The sequence below is a fragment of the Clostridioides sp. ZZV15-6598 genome (genome assembly GCF_020657705.1).
Lineage (GTDB): Bacteria > Bacillota > Clostridia > Peptostreptococcales > Peptostreptococcaceae > Clostridioides > Clostridioides difficile_F.
Genome location: NZ_JAGWCS010000212.1, coordinates 1 through 4,042 on the forward strand (window position 1 = coordinate 1; position 4,042 = coordinate 4,042).

General features: G+C 32.1%; 2 protein-coding genes and 1 pseudogene. All 3 read right to left on the reverse strand.

All coding sequences use genetic code 11. The features are described from left to right. Nucleotides 1–960: pseudogene (locus tag KGF50_RS20600) on the reverse strand (cell wall hydrolase); the annotation flags it as partial. Beyond that, nucleotides 953–1,648 (reverse strand): LysM peptidoglycan-binding domain-containing protein, encoded by a 696-nt coding sequence (locus KGF50_RS20605; protein WP_227849787.1) that lies wholly within the window; start codon nt 1,646–1,648, stop codon nt 953–955. The gene KGF50_RS20605 and the pseudogene KGF50_RS20600, both read right to left, overlap by 8 nt. A gap of 15 nt (nt 1,649–1,663) precedes the next feature. Then, complete coding sequence (locus tag KGF50_RS20610; protein ID WP_227849788.1) at nt 1,664–4,015, reverse strand: tape measure protein; 2,352 nt, start codon at nt 4,013–4,015, stop codon at nt 1,664–1,666. Nucleotides 4,016–4,042 lie beyond the last annotated feature (27 nt).

The following is a 4,042-nucleotide window of genomic DNA, read 5'->3' on the forward strand; positions in this document are numbered from 1 at the left end:
CATGAAATGTGAATTATTTTCAAAGGTATGCTTTACTTTCTCAACTAACATATAATTTTGTAAATCAATATCTCCTAGATTTAAAAAAACAGGTACTAAACAACCTGCTCTAACTCTTATATCACCAAGTACATTTTTTAAACTCAATGACTTAGTTTTCTTATTATATAGTTTTAGAAGTATATCACATTTTTGTTTTATTTCTGCTTCACTCATGTTTTTATCTACTGTATCAAATAGTTGTAGTATTCCCCAACTTCTCATATGAGTTGAGTCTTGAGCAATATACACATCTCTTTTTCCTGTTTCTTCATTATCTCTTACTAATTTTATCTTTGTGTAAGTATCACTGTCTATACTTGAGTTATAGTCAAAGTCCTCAATTACATCATTATTCATAACAGTATCTAATTTCATTGATGCAACATTTTTTAATGTTATTCTTCCAAAATCATCATATAAAACATACATTTCCTTTTTCTCTCTTAAAGTATCATCAAGTGCAGTTAAAATCATATCAAAGAGTGTTTTATTTTCTTCTATCCTAGATATTTTGTACTTTGTATCTTCTATGACATTGTATTTTAAATTAAAATCTTTAGCTAACATCTTTACAAGTTCAGATGCAGTTTTATTATTATATACATAAGTATCTTTATTTTTAAAGTATCTCAACTGGTCGTAAGCAACAATTTTAATATGATTTTCCTTATCTCTTTTCTTCTGAAATATATATCCATAAAATATGCCTACGCCCTTGTAATACAGCCTTACAGAGTTACCTTCACAGAATTGTAGTATATCATCCATGACTATTGTAAATTCAAGTTTAGATGGTGTTCCTCTTCTCTCTATTTCCCATGTAATGCCATCAATAACAGCAGGTTCGTAAAAATCTTCCCAGTGTGCAATAACTAGCCTTACATCCCTATCATTTGCTAGAACTAATTCATCAGCCAAGTTTTAACACCTGCCCTTTATAGATTGTATATTTACTTAAATTCTTTCCCTTATTTGCCTTATCCATCATTGATTTATTTAGTTCATATACTTTCTTATATAGTGAACCATTTCCAAGTTGTTTTTGACAAATTGACCAAAGACTATCTCCAGCCTTGACTGTGTAAGTCTTAGCATTTGGTGCATTAACTGAATCAGCTCTCTTTGGCTCTATCTTTACGTTTGGTCTACCACTATCACTAGTCGTTTTAGGTGGAGCAGGAACTAACTTTTTAGTTGAGTAATCTCTATATTGTTTTAACTTTATTGCAACTTTAACATCTGAACCATTCTCTGCATCTTCTACTATGTTATATTCCTCTAATGATACTTTCATATTAGTGTTAAATAGTACTTTGTTGCCTAATGCACGAGATACAATAAATTGAAATGGCTTACAATCAGTTTTTAATAGTTCTAGTTTACTTAAAAAGAATTGGACATCCCTAAATTGACCACGATAAAATGGTAATTTATTATGTGTAAATTCTGCTTCAAAACTTATTTCAGATAACCCTTCCTTTTTTAATATATTTACTTCTCCAGTATTTATTAAATCAACTGTCTTATTTTTATTTGTCACTTTGACTTCAAGCTTACCAGGCGGGATTGGTAATTGTACTCCATCTAGGTAAAATTCATAAGCCATTTATATCCCTCCTTTCTAAACTATTCCCTCAGCTGATACAACCATGGCATCATTCAGTTTTTCTGTTAGTACGTTGACTATACCATCCACATCTGCGTCTTTACTTATATTGTTTGTATTATTCATATCAATTTTTATATTTACTCCTGTAAACCTATTGATTGTTTCTTGCTCTGCTATATCTCTAAGATATTTTAAGTCCTCTTGACTTTTATCCATTGTTTTAGCCATTTTTGCAGTATTCCCCGCAGTGTCTTTTGCTCCTTTTGCTGCGTCGCTGAGTGGAGAATTTAAGCCTGCTGAACCTATTGAATCGCCAAGTCCGTATTTTTTATCCCATAAATCATCAAGTCCTAAGTCTTTCTTAGCTTTTTCGGCTATCTTGTTAATGTCAAAACTATCTTTCAATTTATTTTCTAAATTTTGACCTACTTCATACCCTTTTTTGTAAGAGTCGAATGGATTTTTAATGTCCATATATGGTGCTTTCCAGTCTTGTGGTTTTACAGGTTCTTTTAGAGTCTTTTGGTAATCTTTGTATTGTTTTACAAAAGAATCTACTTTATCTAAGCTTCCTATAGTTTTTATATTTATACCTGGAATTAAGTTTAACGCTTTTATAACTCCATTTATACCTTTTATCGCTATGTTAGCTGCACTTACAAAAGCATTTGCTAAAGCTGTAGCACAATTGTCAAAGCTTCCTCCAACATCACCCATAGAATCTATTACAAAATTTTGGAATTTATAAAATAACATCTGTACATTATAGATAACAATATTAAACGAATTAACAAAGAACTCTGCAAATGCCATTACAATATTACAAGCTCCTGCAAAGACATCATAAATACAAGCTCCCAAGAAATAAAAACACCCTACTACTACTCCAGTTGCAGAAATACTAGTTCCTGCAAAATGGTTGAATATAGCTATTCCTACAAATGTTGCTGCTATAACTAAGGCTACTGCTGCTACAACCATAACTATTGTGGTAATTAAAAGCAACATTGAACCGCTTAGTGCATCCGTTGATATTTTTGCAGCTATATTCATCATTATATTAGTTAATAATGAACCATTTAGCAAATTAGTCCAAAATGTCTGTAAAGCTGTCCACCCCACCTGAATAGCTGTAACTAAAGCACCTGCCAAAACAGCTGTTTTATATAAACCCCACAAAACGATGCTTGTTATCAAAATAGGTTGTATTATACTCCAACCTTGTGCAATAAAATTAATGACACTTCCTATGACTGTTAATAGCCATCCAAAGCCTTGTGAAATTAAACTGATTCCGACAATCATCATATTAAAAAATCCACGAAATGCCGGACTACTCAATAAATCAATTATTACATTAAACACTTTATAACCAACATTCCCAAGTATATATAAAGAGTCTGTAACATCAGTTATAAAGGTTCGGAATCCCCTGCTTGAGACCGTGTCCTCAATTTTCTTTTGTATAGCTCCGAAAATCATTACTGCATTATTTTTTATGCTAGTGAAAATTTGACCAAGTGTATAAGGCATCTGTTCAAATTGCTTATTTGTTTCAGCTGATGCAGCAAGTAAGGAATTTTTTACAATATCTGCTGTCAACATTCCCTCACTTGCCATACCTCTAATTTTGCCTATATCCACGTCTAAGTAGTCAGCAATCGACTTAATTATATTAGGTGCTGACTCAAATACAGCATTCAGTTCCTCTCCTCTCAACACACCAGAACCTAAACCTTGAGTCAATTGTAAAAGTGCCGAACTCATCTCTTGAGTACTAGCTCCTGCTATTATAAATTTTTTGTTCAATTGTTCTGCAAAGCTTACTATTTCTCTAATATTAGAAAATGCACTACCTGCATTCATACCAATTCTACTCACTATTTGTGCAGTATCTAAGTAAGATGCACGAGACCTCTCAGCTGATTGGAAAATCATCTTATTTAGTCCTCCATCTGAGAGTTGACCGTCATTTATCATGTTCAATCTAGCATTCGTACTGGTCATCTGGTCACTTAAATTTGCTAACCCCCCAATACTTTTTAATCCTAAATAAGTTGCAGCTAATTTTTTGACACTTCCAAGTAATTTATCTGTATTACTTGCTCCTCTGTTAATGTCTTCATTAAATTTCCTTTGTTCATTATCAGCACTTCCAATTTTTTGTTCTATTCTTGTTAAAACTCTTTCAATATTGTTTAGGCTTTGTTGAGATGCTTGTATGCTACCAGTATTAAGTGGGTTGTGTAATCTTTGTTGCAATCTTTCTAAGCTATTAATTGTCGTATTAATAGATGCTGTCATATTCCTAAACGCAGGTGTCATTCCATCGAAAATTCTAATGGATGTTTGTATTGTAGCCATATTTTCACTCTCCTTTCTAAAATTTTT

Bases quoted from the DNA above. Each gene is read 5' to 3' on its own strand.
- KGF50_RS20605 (WP_227849787.1), bottom strand. From the start codon at position 1,648: ATGGCTTATGAATTTTACCTAGATGGAGTACAATTACCAATCCCGCCT.
- KGF50_RS20610 (WP_227849788.1), bottom strand. From the start codon at position 4,015: ATGGCTACAATACAAACATCCATTAGAATTTTCGATGGAATGACACCT.